Origin of the sequence: Alicycliphilus denitrificans K601, from assembly GCF_000204645.1 — a bacterium.
GTDB lineage: Bacteria > Pseudomonadota > Gammaproteobacteria > Burkholderiales > Burkholderiaceae_C > Alicycliphilus > Alicycliphilus denitrificans.
This window is the reverse complement of record NC_015422.1, coordinates 2,096,366-2,111,301: the sequence shown is the minus strand read 5'-3', so window position 1 is coordinate 2,111,301 and position 14,936 is coordinate 2,096,366. Positions and strand designations below refer to the sequence as shown.

The following is a 14,936-nucleotide window of genomic DNA, read 5'->3' as shown; positions in this document are numbered from 1 at the left end:
TCCATCGAGAACAGCGCGTTCATCACGTCACGCCAACCAACCCCGAAAGGAAAACGCCATGAGCCAGATCGACACCATCCTCACACTCATCGCCCAGAAGCATCTCGGCATCGAAACCCTGCAAACCCGCAACGCCGACAGCCTCGACTTCCACGACACGGCGGTGTGGTGCCTCAAGGACGCGTTGGAAGCGGCCTTCAAGGCGGGCGTCGAATTTGGCGCATCGAGCCCGAAGGCCACGGAAGGGGAAATCGCCAAGGACTGACGGGAAAGCCGCCAAGCCAAGCAGAAAGCGCTTGGCTTCAGTCCCGGACAGCGCGTTCATCACATCGTCATCCACCACCCCCGAAGGAGCAGCCCATGACCACCACCAACCTGACCCCGGCCCAGCACGCCATCCTGGCCAAGGCCATCAACACCAGCAGCGGCAAGATCGACTGGTTCCCCGACAACATCAAAGGCGGCGCGCGCAAGAAGGTCCTCGACGGGATGTTCAACCGTGCCCTGATCACCAACGACGGCACCGACTGGTTCGTCGCCGCCGAGGGCTACGACGCACTGGGCATGAAACGCCCGGACGTCACCCCGCCGATACCGGAAGTCGATGCCGAACTGGAGCACGCTGTGGCCACCGCCGAAGCGACGTGGACGCCAGCACCGGCGCAGGCCAAGCCGCGCACCCGCGACAACAGCAAGCAAGCCGAAGTGATCCGGATGCTGCAACGCCCCGAAGGCGCAACCATCGGCCAGATCTGCACCGCCACCGGCTGGCAGGCGCACACGGTGCGCGGCACCTTCGCCGGGACTTTCAAGAAGAAGCTGGGCCTGACCATCGTGTCGGACAAACCGCAGGGCGGCGAGCGGGTGTACCGCATCGCCTGATCAGAAAGATCGAGAAAGAGGCCAAGCGGCGCTTGGCTTCTCAATCGAACAGCGCGTTACTACGGGTGTCGCAACGATCATCCCGAAGGAGCCAGAGATGAACACCACCACGCAGATCCCCGCCACCCAGAACGAAGCCTGGGGCTTTTGGGGCACGATGAACGAACACGCCAGCGCCGCATGGCCCCAGGCGATGACCGCCATCTCGGACGCCACCAGCCAGCCGCTCGAATCGGTTCGGGCCTTCCTCGACAGCCGCCACGGACGCCACTTTGCCGACGACGTCCAGAACGGGCGTTACGAGGGCAAGGCCCTGGCGGACGCGATCAACGCAGCCACCCAACGCTGGATGGGCTGGACGATTGGCCGCCAGACCAGCAAGCAATACGGCATCCCGCGCGGCCTGCCTTACCTGACGGGCTTCGTGATTCACTGCGAGATCGTCGACGAGTCGCTCGCCGCCTGATCAAGCAACGCGCCATCCGCCTCGCGGGTGGCCTGCTTCCCGGTGAACTCTTCCCACCGACGCACGATCACATCCACGTACTTCGGATCGAGTTCGATCAGCCGCGCAACGCGCCCTGACTTTTCCGCTGCGATCAGCGTCGTGCCAGAGCCACCGAAGGGATCGAGCACCACGTTGCCAGGGCGGCTCGAATTGCGGATCGCGCGCTCGACCAACTCCACCGGCTTCATCGTCGGGTGCAAGTCGTTCTTCTGCGGCTTCTTGATGTTCCAGACATCCCCCTGGTCGCGGTCACCACACCAGTGGCGTGTCGCCCCCTCGGGCCATCCGTAGAGGATCGGCTCGTACTGGCGCTGGTAGTCGGCGCGCCCCAGGGTGAAGGTGTTCTTCGCCCAGATGATGAAGGTAGACCATTTGCCACCGGCGGCACGGAAGGCAGCCTGCAGCACATCCAGCTCGCTGGAGGACATCGCCACGTAAATGCCGCCCCGGCAATGCGCCACCGTGGGCGTCAGCGCTGCCAGCAGGAAGTCGTAGAAGGCATCCCCCAGGTTGTCGTTCAGGATCGCGCGATCCTTACCGCGCATCTTGTCCTTGGCGCTGTTGGCGTAGTTCACGTTGTACGGCGGGTCGGTGAAGACCATGTCCGCCACCGCGCCTTGCATCAGGTGGTCGTAGCTCTCGGCCACGGTCGAGTCGCCGCACAGCAGCCGGTGCTGGCCCATGATCCAGATATCGCCCGGACGCGAGATGGGTGTCTCGCTGACCTCGGGCACCGCATCCTCGTCCGTCTGACCCTCGTTGTCCGGCTCGTCGCCCGCGATCAGTTCAGCCAGCGCGTCGGCGTCGAAGCCGGTGATGTCTAGATCGAAGCCTTCGAGTTGTAATGCTTCCAGTTCGATCCTTAGCATCGCATCGTCCCAGCCTGCGTTCTCTGCGATGCGGTTGTCGGCAATGACCAGGGCCCGGCGCTGGGTCGGCGTCAGGTGATCGAGCACGACCACCGGTACCCGTTCCAGACCCAGCTTCTGGGCGGCAGCGAGACGACCGTGGCCAGCGACGATGATGCCGTCGCTGCCCGCCAGGATCGGATTGGTGAATCCGAACTCCGCGATGCTGGCGGCGATCTGCGCCACCTGCTCCTCGGAATGGGTGCGCGCGTTGCGGGCGTAGGGCAGCAACTTGGCGGTCGGCCACTGTTCGATCTTGTCGGCCAGCCAGTTCATGCCACCACCTCGGCATCCGGGGTGGTGGCGCGCTCAACGGCGACCTGCTCGAAGGACTGACCGGTGGCGATCAAGGTGACCGGTATGCCGGGGTGGTTCTGCTGGAACCGCTTGATGGCCACGTCCACGTACTGCGGGGCGATCTCCACGCTGCAGCAGATCCGACCGGTGCGCTCGGCGGCCAGCATCGTCGTGCCGCTGCCGCCGAAGGGCTCAAACACGATGTCGCCCGCGTCCGTGTAAGCCTCGATCACGAATTCCGGCAGCGCCACCGGGAACACGGCCGGGTGGTCAATGTCCTGGCCGATCTTGCCCTTGTGGCGCATCACGCGGATCACCGAGTCGGGGATACGGGTGTCTTGCGTCGGCAGCCCCTTGTGCGTCCAGCCGCCCACCTCGCCATCCTTGCCGCGCATCGCGGTGGACGACCCGTCGGCGCGCAGGTGGGATTCCTGGCCTGCGTGCTTGCAGGGGACGATCTTGTTCGGCTTACGGCTCTCCCGGTTGAAGTGAAAGACGAACTCGAAGCTCGGCGCGAAGCGGCCTGCCCAGTCGCCGGGCATCCCCGGCCCCTGATCCCAGACGTACCACGCAAAGCGCCGCCAGCCCTGCTGGCGCATCCAACCCAGCCAAGCGTCCCAGTACGGGATCACTTCGTTATCGCGGTGGATGAGGCCCAGGTTGACCAGCACCTGACCGTCGCCTGCCATCGGCAGGTGCGCGAACACGCCGCGCATCAGGCCGTCCCAGTCGGCGATGCCGCCAGAGGTGTAGTCGCGCTGGTTGCCGTAGGGCGGCGATGTGAAGCACAGCCGCGCGGCATCGCCTTGCATCAGCGCTGCGACCACGTCCCGGTCGGTGGCGTCACCACAGATCAGGCGGTGCGGGCCAATCGCCCAGACATCGCCGGGGCGGGATACCGCCATGACGGGTACTTCCGGCACGTCGTCGGCCGCGTCAGACTCGTCGGCTTCAGACTCTGATTCATCATCCGCGACGGCCACCGCGCCGGTGAGCAGTGCCTCGATCTCGGCTTCCTCGAAGCCGGTCAGAGCGAGGTCGTATCCCGCGTCGGACAACTCGGCCAGCTCCAAGGCCAGCATCTCTTCGTCCCAGCCTGCATCCAGTGCCAGTCGGTTGTCGGCAATCACCAGTGCCCGCTTTTGCGCGACAGTCAGGTGGGCCAGTTCGATCACCGGCACCTGATCCAGGCCGAGCTTGCGCGCAGCGGCCAAACGCCCGTGCCCGGCGATGATGCCGTTGTCGCCGTCGACCAGGATCGGATTCGTCCAGCCGTACTCGACGATGCTGGCCGCGATCTTGGCGATCTGGCTTTCGGCGTGCGTGCGCGGATTGCGGGCGTAGGGAATCAGCGCCTCGACCTTGCGGTACTCGACGTTGAGCGTGTTCAAAGTGGGAATCCCAAAAGCAAAACCCGCCGAGCGTTGCAGCCGGGCGGGTTGGTTGAATGAAGATTCTGGTGGGGCGGTAACTGCGCCTGGGGGTGGTAACCGGAGCCGGTAACCTGGCCGACTGGTAACCTTGTCCGCGACCTGACGCTAAAAAAGCGTCGCGCTCGCGCCCCCCGCATGGCAATTCGGGAAGGAAGGACCCCTGTTGCCTCGGGCCGCTCGCCGAACTGTCACCGCTGTCCAGAAGATAGCTGAAATACTACCCCCGACCGGGGTGATTTGTTGCGGCCTCGGCGAGCGTCAAAAGGGACAAACGCAGGAAACGAAGGACAAACGCGGCAAGCATTACCCTGCTTGGCCTACGATTTTGGAAGGCGCACGGATGTCTTCGCTGTTGAGCTTCTCGGCCACGATCTCCAGCGCCCGCTGCCAGCGACGCCACGCCGTCGTGCGGTCGCAGGCAAAGCGGATCGTGATGTCTCGCCAGCCATAGCGCTTAGCGCGCATCCACACCAGATGGCGCTGCTCGATCTCCAGCCATTGCACCCAGCGCATCGTCTCCAGCATTCGGTCGATGGCATCGGGGGTGGGTGGGAATGGTCGGTAGACGTGCTCATCGGCTGCGAACGTCTCCCACTCCTTGCGCACGATGACGGGCCATGTGTTGAAGTAGCCCTGCACACGCACAGGGGGCAGGCGTCGTCCGGTGCTGGCGGCCTCCTCGAAGCGGGCCGCCACATCCTCAATCGTCCACTCAGCCATGACGAGCCCCTCCGTACAAGCGTTCGCCAATGCGGCGCACGATCTCTCGCTCGATAAAGTCCAGACGTTCATCGGATGCGTTGACCACCAGGATGTGCTGATCCCGCCAGCCACGTTCCTTGATGGCGTCCAGATCGGTGGCCTGGGGTTGCAGTCGCCCGAGGGGGCAGCGGTACTGGGGTGTGGGAACTTTCATTTCACACCTCCTGGCCATCGTCGTGATGCTGGATGGCCCAGTGCAGCAGCGCCAGGGCATCGGCCTCGTTGTCGTCGACCGGCGCGTGCCCGCGCGCGGTGACGGAGGCGATGACATCTTCCTTCCCAGCGTTGCCTTTGCCCGTGGCGTGCTTCTTGATCGTGCCGACAGGCACGCCTTGGTACGGGATCTGGTGGTGCTCACACCACGCCGTGAGCGTGGCAAGGAAACCGCCGTAGGCGTGCGCAGCGTCGGTCGAGACGTGGCGACGCACCTCTTCGAAGTGCAAACAGTCGATGCCGTCGCAGGATTGCTTGATCTCGCTGAGCCAGCGTTTGAAGCGCAGGAAGCGCATTCCGCCGCCTTCGAAGCGCTGCGGCCGGAATCTCTCGGAACCGCTGGTGATGTGGCCGTCGCTGCCGCGCAGCGCCCAACCGGTGGTAGTGCCCAGATCAAGGGCGAGGATGGTTGTGATCATGGTGTCAGTCCTTATCCGGTGCAGATCTGACGCAGCTGACACTTCGTGACGAAACTCTCCATGAGGCGCGCGCACACGCGCACGCGTAGGGGTTACGACAAACTGCGTCAGCTGCGTCAGACTGCTTGGTTTTCATAGGGGTCAGTTGTCCGCGTAGGGGGTGTAGGCAGGGGTCGGCGGATGCTTGAGGCCAATACCCTGAAACCCGCGCACGCCCATCCCGTTGCGCCATTTGTCCAACCCACGCGTGATGAGCAGATCGGAAAAGCGGCGTTGTGCGCCGACAAACTCGCCAGAGGCTTCAGCCCACTGCTTCCAGTCGTTGAACAACTCGGCGGTCAATGACTTGGCGTTGGGCTCGCGCACGCAGCGCTCATCGAGCCAGCGACCCAAGGCGTCCTCGGCTTCGAAATATTCCTCGGTGGCGTCCACCACGCGCTGCGGTGGAGAGAGTCGTCCGTGGCGCTGCCAGTCGAGACAGCCCTGCACGGCCCACGCGAGGATGCCGTCACGTTCGGCCAAGAGCTTCTGTTGCAGGTTCTTGTCGCGGCGCTCGGGCGGCACGGTGATCGTGAAAGGGATCAGGTGCAGCCTGCGTTTCATCGCCTCGTCGATATTGCGAATGGCGGGCTTGTGGTTGCCCGCCACGAACAACTTGAACTGCGGGAAGAACTCGAAGAAGTCCTGGCGCATGAAGCGCGCCGAGATCTTGTCGCCACCGGTGAGGTTCTTGAGCTTGGACTCGGCCCAGCGTTTGCCCTGTTCAGTTTCGATGGCCGCCACGAAGCGCGCGCCGCGCAGTCCCGCCATATCGGTCGGGTGCCGGTCGGTGCGCGTTTCCATGAACGTGTCCATCGGCGCGTTGGTCGCGTAATCACGCAGGATGGTGGCCAGCGTGTTGACGAACACCGACTTGCCGTTCGCGCCTGTGCCGTACAGGAAAAACAGCGCGTGCTCTTGCGTCGACCCGGTCAGCGCGTAACCGACCATCCGTTGCAGGTAGGACTGAAGTTCCTGGTCGCCACCCGTGACCTCATCGATGAACTGCCTCCAGGTCGGGCAGTCGCCACTGGGCGTGGCTGTGGTGATCTTGGTCATCCGGTCGGCGCGCTCGTGCGTGCGCATCCGGCCTGTCTTGAGATCGACCACACCGCCCGGCGTGTTGAGAAGCCACGGATCTGCATCCCATTCGTCGGTGGTGGCCGCGTGCCTGCGATCAGCGCGCGCCAGGCGCTCCACACCGCCGACCGTTCCTGCGCTGGCCAATTTGGCGGCGACCTTGGGGTTGTCGGCGCGCACAGCCGTCTGGCGGCAGACGCTGCGGATCAAGTCCGTGGCCGCCAGCGTGTCCTCGGTGCGCCAGCGTTGCCCGTCCCACACCAGCCACTTGCCCCAGCCAGCCACGTAGCGCCAGTCGCGGTGGTAGCGGCGCGTGAAGGACAGCGCCAGCGCGTCCTCCGTACCCCAGACGGACTCGTCGCTGCTGACGACTGGATCAACGTCATCGGCCACGTCGTGCATCTGAAGGCGCGGCCCGTGGGTGAGGAAGGTGGCGACATCAAAGCCCTCGGCGATGGCATCGGCCACGTCCCAGCCCTCTGCAGCCTCTTCGGGCGGATAGAGGACGTGGCAGGATTTGGCCCCCGCCGACAAGATGGCCTGTGCCGCCTGCGTGGCGTACTCCCAGCCCGGCTTGTCGCGGTCGGGCCAGATCAGCACGGCCTTTCCAGACAGCGGCGACCAGTCGGTCTTTTCAACCGGAGCGTTCGCGCCGTGCATCGCCGTGGTGGCCACGATGCCCGCGTCGATCAGGGCCTGCGCGCACTTCTCGCCTTCGACCAGCACCACCTGCGCGGTACTGGTCATTCCTGACTGGTTGTAGAGCGGACGCGGGTCGGGCGGTGCCATCTTGCGCCGCTTCGCATCCCAGGGCCGGAACTGCTTCTTCTGTCCGGGCGGGTCGTAGCGGTAGACGACGGCGATGAGATGGCCTTGGGCGTCGAGATAGTCCCACTTCGCGGTGGCGGGGCCGAGTTCGTCGACCGGCACGTCCTTCTTGTTGGCCTTGCGTACTGGTGCGGAACGCGAGCGTCCGATCAGATCGGCGGCGGCGTCGAGCACGCGCGGGAAGTCGCCCGGCACGTCGATGCCGAGGTGCGCCGCAATCAGTGCATAGATGTCGCCACCGTCGCCGGTGGCGCGATCTGTCCACAGTCCAGCCTTCTCGCCATCGAGCACCACCTCGAGGCTGTCGCCTGGACTACCCAGCACGTCGCCGATCAGGAACTTGCCACGGCGCTTCTTGCCCGCCGGGAACAAGGTGATCAGAACGGATTCAAGACGCGCGAGCAGTTCGGCACGCAGTTCTTCGCGTTCGGCATCGCCGAGGCTGCGGCGGGTGGGGTCGGGCAGTGGCGCGATGTCGTTGAAGTCGAGCGTCATTCGGCCTCCTCAACATCGGCGTCTCCGTTGCGCCCCTGCGCGGCGGTGCTGCGCGCGGCCCACGCGGACAGTTCTGATGGTCGATAGCGCACCAGACCGCCCATCAGGTAGTGGGGAATCTTGTATTTGCTGCGCATCTGCGGATCAGCGAACCAGTAGTACGGCAGTCGCAGTGCGGCAGCGGCCTGCTTGGCGTCGATCATCGGTTCGACCCCACCGATGAATTGCGTGTCGTTGCTCATGTTGTCCTCCAGCAGCGGTCTTGCCACGCACACATCCGGCATTCGAAGTGGGTCGGGTCAACGAAGGCGCGTGGCAGAAGCTCGCCAGCCTCGGTCGCCGTGATGACCTTCACTGCCCGATCCGACATGCGTTGGGCCAGCGCCGCGTCAAAGGGCACGAGCTCGGTGTAGATCCCCATCGTGTCGGCGTTGAGCGCCGTGAAGATCGCCGGGTGCTCGTGCAGTTCGAGATAGGCTTGGTAAATCGCCACTTGCGCGGCGTAGATGGGCTTGGAGATGGCCAAGCCCTTTTTCTCCAGGTCGCTCCAGGACTTGTTGCCCAGGCACTTGCACTCCCATAGCGCGGGATAGGCGAAGCCCTCGGGGCCTCCAACGACGACGCCGTCGACGTGTCCCTGCAGGCGACCATCGGCCACCGAAAAGCCGAACTGCTCGCCGTCGGCCTTTCGGGTGCGCAAGTCAAAACCCGCGTCCCGCAGCCACGCGACCATGCAGTCCTCCATGACATGGCCACGCTCGAAGATGCGCAGCATCCGGCCCGGGGTGTCCCGCCCGTGGTCGATGGGAGCCTTGGCGTACTCAAACTGCAGCGCACGCTCGCAGGCCACCCCAAGGCGCGAGGCCCCGAGGTACTGGCGCTCAGACTGGCGGGCGCGGGCCTGCTGCAAACCGGCGTCGACCAGGGCGGAGACCTGGCCCGCGATGCTCGATGAGGAATTGAAGTCCATCATGGCTTCTTCCCCTTCGGTTCTTCCCAAGGCAGGTCGTCCTCCAGATCCGCGAACGGATTGGCGGCATTGGGTGCCAGCGGATCGGGCGTGGGCGGCAAGCCCCGAACGGGCGGAAACTTGCTGGACTCGTGGTGCGCGACCATTGCGTCCGACCAGCAAGTGACGATGGCGTCGATCACCCGCAGGGCCTCGGCTTCGGAGTAATCGCCCAGCGGCTTGGTGAAGCCGATCTCGCCCGCTGCCTCGCCGAAGGCCTTGAGGCAATGACGCATTGCGGCCAGTTCGACATCAGACGGATCAATCATGGCGACCTCCGTCTTGTCGATGCGACCTTCCTTGGCCCGCTGCCAGTTGCCGTACAGCGCGTGAAATGCGTCCTGGCAGCGACGCGAGCAGAACACCCAGTCGATGGGATAGCGCCGGGGATCGCCCACACCGTGGCGGTTGTCGGTGTGGCCGTAGCCCCGGGCCTGTCGTTTGCAGGCCCAGCATTTCACGCCCCCTCCTCGAGTTCATCGAGCAGCAGGCCCAACTGCAGGGCAGCACCAGCGAAAGCGGCTTCGCAGCGGCGCTTGAAGTCGGGGTAGCTCATCGAGCTGCGCGCAATCGCCGTGACGGCGTGAATCTGCGATTCCAGATGCGCAAGTCCCTGATCGGACAGCCACTGGTGGTGCTTCTGCGAGATGCCCTTGCGATTGCGGATCTCGCCCAGCAAGTCTTCTGGCAGCACCGGCCCGTAGACCCAGCGCAGCGTGATCTGGCCGACGACGTGCGGAGGGTTCTGGTCGTGGCCCTGGTACTTCCAGCCGAACAACCGATAGATGGCGCGGTAGTAGTCCGGATGGAAGCGGCGCTCCCACGATGCGCAGGACTGGCGCAGCAACTTGGAGATCAGCTCCTGCAGCGCATCCGGTGCGCGGTGGTGCTGGTAGCCAGTGGCCTCGTCGATCAGCGCGACCTCGCCAGTGGTGGCAAGAGCGCGCATGATCGTCAGGCAGTTACCGACGATGCCCTGGCGTGCGCGGTGCAGCGTGCCTGCAATGGCTGCGTCCACCACGGAGGTGGCCACGTCCGCGATGATGCCTGCAGGGAAGAACTGGGTCTGGCGTCCCGATGGCAGCAAAATCGGCCCGGATGATTTTTCCAATAGAGACAATGAGTTAGGTGCAATGTCGGCCAGAAAACGGGCGAAACGGCCACCCTTGTGCGATTCGTGAAAACCGAGGAGCTTGGCCAGTTCCTTGCGGACGTAGCCGCGCTCGCCGGTGGTGAGCACGACCGCCTCGCAGTCGAGATCGCCGAAATGCACGACGCCGTAGTGGCTGGCAGTGAGGATGGATGCGTTCATGGCCACCTCCCTCACTGCGCCCACGCCGGTTTGCCCGTCACGGGTGCGCGTTGCGGAGCCGGTGCTTGGTACGCGGGTGCTGCCTGCGCCGGAGCCCCGGAAGATCCGCCGCCCGAAGCCTTGGTCGGCACACCCATCAACTTGGCGTAGTCGGGGTGATCGGGTTCGACCGCCACTTTGACCACGTTGCGGTCCTGGCCCTTGCCGTCCTTCTCGATGTCGACGCGGGCGAGGAACTCCAGGCCATCCAGTTCATGGAAGCCCTGGATGCGGCGCGCAGAAGAAGCCTGTGGGCTGTTGTCCTGCGGATGAACGTTGCGGGCGCTGTTGAGCGCCGCGCGAATGAAGCTGCGCCCCATCTGGCCCCAGGTCGGCCCCTTCTTGGAGTGCAGGCCAATGTTCGACCACATCTTGCGTTTGGCGTGGTCACCAGCGGTGACCACGAATTCGGCGGCAAGGTAGATCGAGCCGGTCTCGAAAGATTCGGTGGCGTAGCCGCCGGCCCAGCCCTGCGACGGGTCGTCATAGCCACCGGGCTTGAGGGTCATGCGCACCGGGACAACGGTGCCCTTGGGGATCAGATCAAAGCCGGATTGCTGGGCGTCGGCGTCGTTGAAGTCATTCCATGCGGTCATTGCGATTACTCCTGAGATTCGATGTGTGCGGAGGTGGCGGCGCTGGCAGGCACGGCGGAAGCGCCTGCGCACTTGGCGATCAGCGCGCCGAGATGCGGCGGCTCCAGCAGGTCGAGGCGACCGCTGCGGTCTTTGGCCGGAAAGCCGTAGGGATTGACGGTGTGGGTGACGAAGGCGCGGTAGGTGCTGCCGTCCTCGGCCTTGATCTCGGCCAGCGTCACAACCTCGTCGACGATGCCGGGCAGCTCCAGGCTGGTTTTGCTGCCTTCGATCTGCGGGACGAACACCTTGCGGTTGTAGTCATCGAGCCGCTCGTCGAGGATCGCCACGAACACCACGTTCTTGCCGCGTGCGTGCTGCAAGTGGGTCAATGCGCTGATCATTTCCTGGCCGAGCAGGCCATAGGCCGCGCGCAGGTCAGGCTTACCCGAGCGGTCGCTGACGGCACCCGGCTGCGTCTTGCACCACGCGAAGCACTGGCGGGACAGCTGCGTGATCGAGTCGAGGAAGAAGGTCTGGTAGCGCTCGAGCTGTGTCGGATCACCAAACTTTTCGATGACGTGGTCGTAATGAGCCTGCGAGAAGGCGCTCTCAGGCGGCAGCGACTTGTCCGGGCCCGCGAGGAACACGAAGAAGTCGCGGCTCTCCGGCCACGAAGCCGGACGGATGGTGTCGCCCGGCCAGTCGGCCACCGCCAAGTCACCGGCCTCGATGTCGAGGAACAGCGTGGTGGCCGGGTCGAGGTCCTTGAGCCGCGTGGTTTTGCCGATGCCGGACTTGCCCAGCATCAGCAGCTTCACGCCCTTGCGCTCGGCCATCCGCTCGATTGCGGACACGATGGGGAGCTTCTTCATGCGGCACCCCCATCGAGCGTCAGGGTGATGCTCGGCTTGCCTTCCTCGACAGTGCGCGCAGCCGCAAATTGCTCCTGCAGCGCCGTGGGCCAGTTGGTGTAGCGGGACTCGGACACCGACAACTTGATGTCGATGTAGTCCTCGACCTTGTCGCCTGAGGCGGCAATACGCTCGGCCATCTCCTTGAGGATGGTCTGGCTCCAGGTCACCTTTTTGGGGAGCTCGTACTTCACGTGCAGCGCACCGTCGCTGACGTGGGCGGTTCCGAAGTCGCGGCCGGAATCCCGCAGCGCGCTACGGGCCTGCTCGCCGTAGCGCTGGAGCTTGGCGGCATCCAGCTTGGCACGCAGCTGCTTGAGGTAAGCAGTGGCCTCGTCTACATTGCGCTCGGCAGCGACGAAATCGGTGATCGGCAGCGCCACCAACTGGGCGGTGCTCATGGCAGCGAGGTCGGCGGGAAAGATGGTCAGATCGCTCATGGCCGCTCTCCTCACTGGTATGCACGAGTGAAGGTCGAGTGCCGCGAAACGCGACGCTCGAAGGCTTCGACCTCGGAGATCAGGTAGGTGACGCGGGCACCGAGCTTGCAGAAAACCGGGCCGAGTTGTTCCTGCCGCCAGCGGCGCAGGGTCTTGACGGAAAGCCCCCAGCGGATGGCCAGCTCGTTTTCGTCAAGGGCGATGCGCTGTGGCGCACCGGGTTTGGCCGGGATCAGGCCAGATGTTGCGTTGGTGAAGTGAGTTTGCATTTCGATGTGCCTCCTGTATGAAATGGGCACATCGCAGTCTCCGCACGGGTTTATGGGCCGTGTCTGGTTCGATTTATGGGTGCGTTTATGTGTTGCGCCTCACCCGGTATTTCCCGCGCGAAACCAGCTCAATCACCTCCTCACGCGCTACTTTGTCGCCGAAGGCATCGTCGAAGGATTGGAAGCCGGTGTTGACGGTGACGGAACCATTCACCTCTTTCCACGACATCACGGGCGGGGCACTTCCTTCGGTCCCCCACATCAGCTTGATGATCTTGGCGCGCGCTTCAGTGAGTTCGATGGACGACGCCATGTGCGGGAGCTTGAGCCGCTTGCCATTGAAGAACTGCACCGGTTCCGGCTCACCCACGTTGGTTGCGTAGCCTCGCAGGACACGATCAAAGGCATCGGTGTCGAACGCATCTGCGCCATCGGTCAAGCGGACGAACTCATCGAAGCCGCGCAGCGTGTGGTCACGTGGCAGCGAGGCATTGGTTCGCCTTGGGCACAGAACAACGCCACCACGCGGCCACACGGTGTCGGCAAGGACTGCGGTGATCTTGTCCTGCGGCGCGCGTGACCATGCTCGGGCAACGAACACAGGTGCGAAATCGTGCGTGCCAACGATTCGCTGCTCACCGAGGTGCCACAGGTGATTCGGTGTCCGGCAGATCTGGCTAGAGCGTCGCCGCTCCTCAATGCCGATCAGCGCCGCCAGATCTGCGAGCCAGCAATCCATCTGGATGGAATAGAGGGCAATCCCCGCCAGCGGTTGGACGATGGTTCTGCCGTTCAGCGGACTGCAGTAGCTGTAGCGACCGGCGTCCTCATCGACATCGATTTCGACTTCCTGTTCAGAATCGAGAAACGGCACCATCACATGGGTGAGATGGCCTGCGGGCACGACCCAGCGCCTCTGAAGAAACTGCTGGTAGTCGCGCCCGAGCCTGTCAGCCAGCACTGATGCATCGAGCCGTGGAAGGTTGTCTAGCGCGAGGAAGAAGCTCAAATACGGCGACGTCATCGGCGTCCTCCTCAGAACTGGCTCAGCACGCCGATCTTGATGAGCTGTTCCTGCACGCGCTTGCGGTCATCGTCCGTCCTGCTCTTGTCGTTCAGCCCGTTCGGTGCGGTGATCTGGACCGCGACGTTGTGCGCCTTGCGGTGCGGCGTCTTGGACATCCTCATGACCAACTTCACCTGCACGAGCGCGTACTGGCTCAGGTCTTCGGCGCAGTAATCCTCATAAGCAACCTGATAGATGTTGCGGCCGTCGCGCCGGTCGCGGGTGATTTGCATCTTGCTGGAGAGTTGCCGCACCACATCACGTCCGCCGTACTCTGAGGTCTGCTCGAACGGCTTGGCCACCGTGATCTGCAGGATCGAGATATCGTCGATGCCTGCGACCCGGTCACGTTTGAGGCGGTCGAGCATCTTGGAGGTCGCAAAGCCGAGCAGGTCGAACTGCCGCATGGGCATGTCCTCGATCTGGCCTTCATGCGCCAGCGCGACATCACGGAAGACGGTGGCCAGCTCGCGGCGCGCCTCCCGTTCTTCACAGAACACGCTGAGCGAGCCAGTCTCCGGCTCCCACGAGAAGCGGGCCGACATCGCAGCGGGTTCCTCGTGGTCGACGACATGCCCGTTCGCCACTTGCTGGAACGTGGCCGTCTTGCCATTGAAGGTCGCCGTCAGCGTGTGCAACAGCGCCGACTGACCGGCTTCGCAATCATCGTCATCACCCTGTTCGCATGACAGATCGCGGCGCGTGAATTGCTCGATCAGGATTTGATCCTTCGGCACCTTCGGGAACAGTTCGGCAATGCGTGTGCGCAACACCTCTTGAACGTCGACCCCAGTCTTCGGCACGACGCCCTTGGGGCCCAGGTAGTGGCTGGAGTAGTGGTCGCTTTTCCACTGACGATGCATCACTTGCAGATGCTCAGCCTGATCGAAGCGTTCGTCGCGGCGGGCGCCTTGCGCCGGAAAGTCCTGCAAGAGGTGCAGATACAAGGCGCGGCTGTAGCGGTCGCTGGGCGCAGCCAGCACGGCAGCATCGTCGGCACGCTCTTCGTTAAGCAGGGACAAGACCGCCTGGGCCCCGTAGTCATCGTCAAGGAGCATCACTCGCTCAGCGGCACACTCGATGCTGTACTGAGCGGTTCCTGCCAATTTGCCGACCGCATGAAAGAACGCCTGACGCGACTCGACTGGCAACTTGCCCTTGGCCGCTTCTGCCAATGCCTTCAACTCCGGCAGTGCCGTCGCGCTGGCGCGTTCGAGCAGATCCACCAGCAGCCCGGGGCGCGCGACCTTGCGCACGAGGCTGACGAAGTTCTCTGCGTTCGGCAGGATGTTTGCGCCCTCATCGGATCGATGCTCACGCGCACGTTTTGCTGCAGGCTGGCTCGTCGCCAACTTGGTGCTTTTCTTTGTTGTTGAGGCTTGGTCAGCTGGCATAGGCAAGTTCCTTTGACAAAGTGCGCGATTGCGCGAACGGTTAATCCGATGATT

Annotated in this window: 19 protein-coding genes; 3 read left to right on the top strand and 16 right to left on the bottom strand. The window is 64.0% G+C overall.

What is annotated here, in order from left to right:
• Nucleotides 1-58 precede the first annotated feature (58 nt).
• The 3 genes from ALIDE2_RS10065 to ALIDE2_RS10055 all read left to right on the top strand — a co-directional run bounded on the left by ALIDE2_RS10065 (nucleotide 59) and on the right by ALIDE2_RS10055 (nucleotide 1,348).
• Nucleotides 59-265 (top strand): DUF6900 domain-containing protein, encoded by a 207-nt coding sequence (locus ALIDE2_RS10065; protein WP_004629275.1) that lies wholly within the window; start codon nucleotides 59-61, stop codon nucleotides 263-265.
• Nucleotides 266-360: 95 nt separating this feature from the next.
• Nucleotides 361-882 (top strand): DUF3489 domain-containing protein, encoded by a 522-nt coding sequence (locus ALIDE2_RS10060; RefSeq protein ID WP_004629273.1) that lies wholly within the window; start codon nucleotides 361-363, stop codon nucleotides 880-882.
• Nucleotides 883-979: 97 nt separating this feature from the next.
• A complete protein-coding gene (locus ALIDE2_RS10055) occupies nucleotides 980-1,348 on the top strand; it encodes a hypothetical protein (protein WP_009238693.1) in 369 nt (122 codons plus the stop codon).
• Here ALIDE2_RS10055 and ALIDE2_RS10050 read toward each other — a convergent pair.
• From ALIDE2_RS10050 to ALIDE2_RS09975, 16 genes are all read right to left on the bottom strand, one after another.
• A complete protein-coding gene (locus tag ALIDE2_RS10050) occupies nucleotides 1,312-2,574 on the bottom strand; it encodes a site-specific DNA-methyltransferase (RefSeq protein ID WP_009238692.1) in 1,263 nt (420 codons plus the stop codon). The genes ALIDE2_RS10055 and ALIDE2_RS10050 overlap by 37 nt on opposite strands.
• Complete coding sequence (locus tag ALIDE2_RS10045) at nucleotides 2,571-3,986, bottom strand: site-specific DNA-methyltransferase (protein WP_009238691.1); 1,416 nt, start codon at nucleotides 3,984-3,986, stop codon at nucleotides 2,571-2,573. The genes ALIDE2_RS10050 and ALIDE2_RS10045 overlap by 4 nt, the downstream gene beginning before the upstream one ends.
• Before the next feature lie 345 nt (nucleotides 3,987-4,331).
• Complete coding sequence (locus ALIDE2_RS10040) at nucleotides 4,332-4,748, bottom strand: DUF6362 family protein (RefSeq protein WP_009238690.1); 417 nt, start codon at nucleotides 4,746-4,748, stop codon at nucleotides 4,332-4,334.
• On the bottom strand, nucleotides 4,741-4,944 hold the full coding sequence (locus ALIDE2_RS10035; protein WP_009238689.1) for a hypothetical protein: 204 nt from the start codon (nucleotides 4,942-4,944) through the stop codon (nucleotides 4,741-4,743). Before ALIDE2_RS10035 ends, ALIDE2_RS10040 begins: the two co-directional genes overlap by 8 nt.
• 1 nt (nucleotide 4,945) lies before the next feature.
• A complete protein-coding gene (locus ALIDE2_RS10030; protein ID WP_009238688.1) occupies nucleotides 4,946-5,422 on the bottom strand; it encodes a crossover junction endodeoxyribonuclease RuvC in 477 nt (158 codons plus the stop codon).
• A 141-nt stretch (nucleotides 5,423-5,563) separates the two neighbouring features.
• The gene (locus ALIDE2_RS10025) at nucleotides 5,564-7,864 is read right to left on the bottom strand and encodes a phage/plasmid primase, P4 family (RefSeq protein ID WP_009238687.1); all 2,301 of its coding nucleotides are present in this window, start codon (nucleotides 7,862-7,864) and stop codon (nucleotides 5,564-5,566) included.
• On the bottom strand, nucleotides 7,861-8,106 hold the full coding sequence (locus ALIDE2_RS10020; protein WP_009238686.1) for a hypothetical protein: 246 nt from the start codon (nucleotides 8,104-8,106) through the stop codon (nucleotides 7,861-7,863). The genes ALIDE2_RS10025 and ALIDE2_RS10020 overlap by 4 nt, the downstream gene beginning before the upstream one ends.
• Complete coding sequence (locus ALIDE2_RS10015) at nucleotides 8,103-8,837, bottom strand: hypothetical protein (RefSeq protein WP_009277338.1); 735 nt, start codon at nucleotides 8,835-8,837, stop codon at nucleotides 8,103-8,105. The genes ALIDE2_RS10020 and ALIDE2_RS10015 overlap by 4 nt, the downstream gene beginning before the upstream one ends.
• Nucleotides 8,834-9,334 (bottom strand): DUF6511 domain-containing protein, encoded by a 501-nt coding sequence (locus ALIDE2_RS10010; protein WP_009238684.1) that lies wholly within the window; start codon nucleotides 9,332-9,334, stop codon nucleotides 8,834-8,836. Before ALIDE2_RS10010 ends, ALIDE2_RS10015 begins: the two co-directional genes overlap by 4 nt.
• The gene (locus ALIDE2_RS10005) at nucleotides 9,331-10,185 is read right to left on the bottom strand and encodes a P63C domain-containing protein (RefSeq protein WP_009238683.1); all 855 of its coding nucleotides are present in this window, start codon (nucleotides 10,183-10,185) and stop codon (nucleotides 9,331-9,333) included. Before ALIDE2_RS10005 ends, ALIDE2_RS10010 begins: the two co-directional genes overlap by 4 nt.
• Nucleotides 10,186-10,196: 11 nt before the next feature.
• Nucleotides 10,197-10,820 (bottom strand): hypothetical protein, encoded by a 624-nt coding sequence (locus ALIDE2_RS10000; RefSeq protein ID WP_009238682.1) that lies wholly within the window; start codon nucleotides 10,818-10,820, stop codon nucleotides 10,197-10,199.
• A gap of 5 nt (nucleotides 10,821-10,825) precedes the next feature.
• The gene (locus ALIDE2_RS09995) at nucleotides 10,826-11,674 is read right to left on the bottom strand and encodes an ATP-binding protein (RefSeq protein WP_009238681.1); all 849 of its coding nucleotides are present in this window, start codon (nucleotides 11,672-11,674) and stop codon (nucleotides 10,826-10,828) included.
• A complete protein-coding gene (locus tag ALIDE2_RS09990) occupies nucleotides 11,671-12,153 on the bottom strand; it encodes a hypothetical protein (protein WP_009238680.1) in 483 nt (160 codons plus the stop codon). Before ALIDE2_RS09990 ends, ALIDE2_RS09995 begins: the two co-directional genes overlap by 4 nt.
• Nucleotides 12,154-12,164: 11 nt before the next feature.
• On the bottom strand, nucleotides 12,165-12,422 hold the full coding sequence (locus ALIDE2_RS09985) for a helix-turn-helix transcriptional regulator (RefSeq protein WP_009238679.1): 258 nt from the start codon (nucleotides 12,420-12,422) through the stop codon (nucleotides 12,165-12,167).
• An 85-nt stretch (nucleotides 12,423-12,507) separates the two neighbouring features.
• Nucleotides 12,508-13,446 carry a hypothetical protein gene (locus tag ALIDE2_RS09980; protein WP_009238678.1) on the bottom strand — a complete coding sequence of 313 codons (939 nt, stop codon included), beginning with the start codon at nucleotides 13,444-13,446 and terminating at the stop codon, nucleotides 12,508-12,510.
• 11 nt (nucleotides 13,447-13,457) lie between these two features.
• Nucleotides 13,458-14,882, bottom strand: a complete 1,425-nt coding sequence (locus tag ALIDE2_RS09975; protein ID WP_009238677.1) for a hypothetical protein — start codon at nucleotides 14,880-14,882, stop codon at nucleotides 13,458-13,460.
• Nucleotides 14,883-14,936: the final 54 nt, after the last annotated feature.

What these genes read in the sequence shown, in the direction of transcription:
- ALIDE2_RS10065 (WP_004629275.1), top strand. Translation starts at nt 59, where the DNA reads ATGAGCCAGATCGACACCATCCTCACACTCATCGCCCAGAAGCATCTC.
- ALIDE2_RS10060 (WP_004629273.1), top strand. Translation starts at nt 361, where the DNA reads ATGACCACCACCAACCTGACCCCGGCCCAGCACGCCATCCTGGCCAAG.
- ALIDE2_RS10055 (WP_009238693.1), top strand. Translation starts at nt 980, where the DNA reads ATGAACACCACCACGCAGATCCCCGCCACCCAGAACGAAGCCTGGGGC.
- ALIDE2_RS10050 (WP_009238692.1), bottom strand. Translation starts at nt 2,574, where the DNA reads ATGAACTGGCTGGCCGACAAGATCGAACAGTGGCCGACCGCCAAGTTG.
- ALIDE2_RS10040 (WP_009238690.1), bottom strand. Translation starts at nt 4,748, where the DNA reads ATGGCTGAGTGGACGATTGAGGATGTGGCGGCCCGCTTCGAGGAGGCC.
- ALIDE2_RS10035 (WP_009238689.1), bottom strand. Translation starts at nt 4,944, where the DNA reads ATGAAAGTTCCCACACCCCAGTACCGCTGCCCCCTCGGGCGACTGCAA.
- ALIDE2_RS10030 (WP_009238688.1), bottom strand. Translation starts at nt 5,422, where the DNA reads ATGATCACAACCATCCTCGCCCTTGATCTGGGCACTACCACCGGTTGG.
- ALIDE2_RS10025 (WP_009238687.1), bottom strand. Translation starts at nt 7,864, where the DNA reads ATGACGCTCGACTTCAACGACATCGCGCCACTGCCCGACCCCACCCGC.
- ALIDE2_RS10020 (WP_009238686.1), bottom strand. Translation starts at nt 8,106, where the DNA reads ATGAGCAACGACACGCAATTCATCGGTGGGGTCGAACCGATGATCGAC.
- ALIDE2_RS10015 (WP_009277338.1), bottom strand. Translation starts at nt 8,837, where the DNA reads ATGATGGACTTCAATTCCTCATCGAGCATCGCGGGCCAGGTCTCCGCC.
- ALIDE2_RS10005 (WP_009238683.1), bottom strand. Translation starts at nt 10,185, where the DNA reads ATGAACGCATCCATCCTCACTGCCAGCCACTACGGCGTCGTGCATTTC.
- ALIDE2_RS10000 (WP_009238682.1), bottom strand. Translation starts at nt 10,820, where the DNA reads ATGACCGCATGGAATGACTTCAACGACGCCGACGCCCAGCAATCCGGC.
- ALIDE2_RS09995 (WP_009238681.1), bottom strand. Translation starts at nt 11,674, where the DNA reads ATGAAGAAGCTCCCCATCGTGTCCGCAATCGAGCGGATGGCCGAGCGC.
- ALIDE2_RS09990 (WP_009238680.1), bottom strand. Translation starts at nt 12,153, where the DNA reads ATGAGCGATCTGACCATCTTTCCCGCCGACCTCGCTGCCATGAGCACC.
- ALIDE2_RS09985 (WP_009238679.1), bottom strand. Translation starts at nt 12,422, where the DNA reads ATGCAAACTCACTTCACCAACGCAACATCTGGCCTGATCCCGGCCAAA.
- ALIDE2_RS09980 (WP_009238678.1), bottom strand. Translation starts at nt 13,446, where the DNA reads ATGACGTCGCCGTATTTGAGCTTCTTCCTCGCGCTAGACAACCTTCCA.
- ALIDE2_RS09975 (WP_009238677.1), bottom strand. Translation starts at nt 14,882, where the DNA reads ATGCCAGCTGACCAAGCCTCAACAACAAAGAAAAGCACCAAGTTGGCG.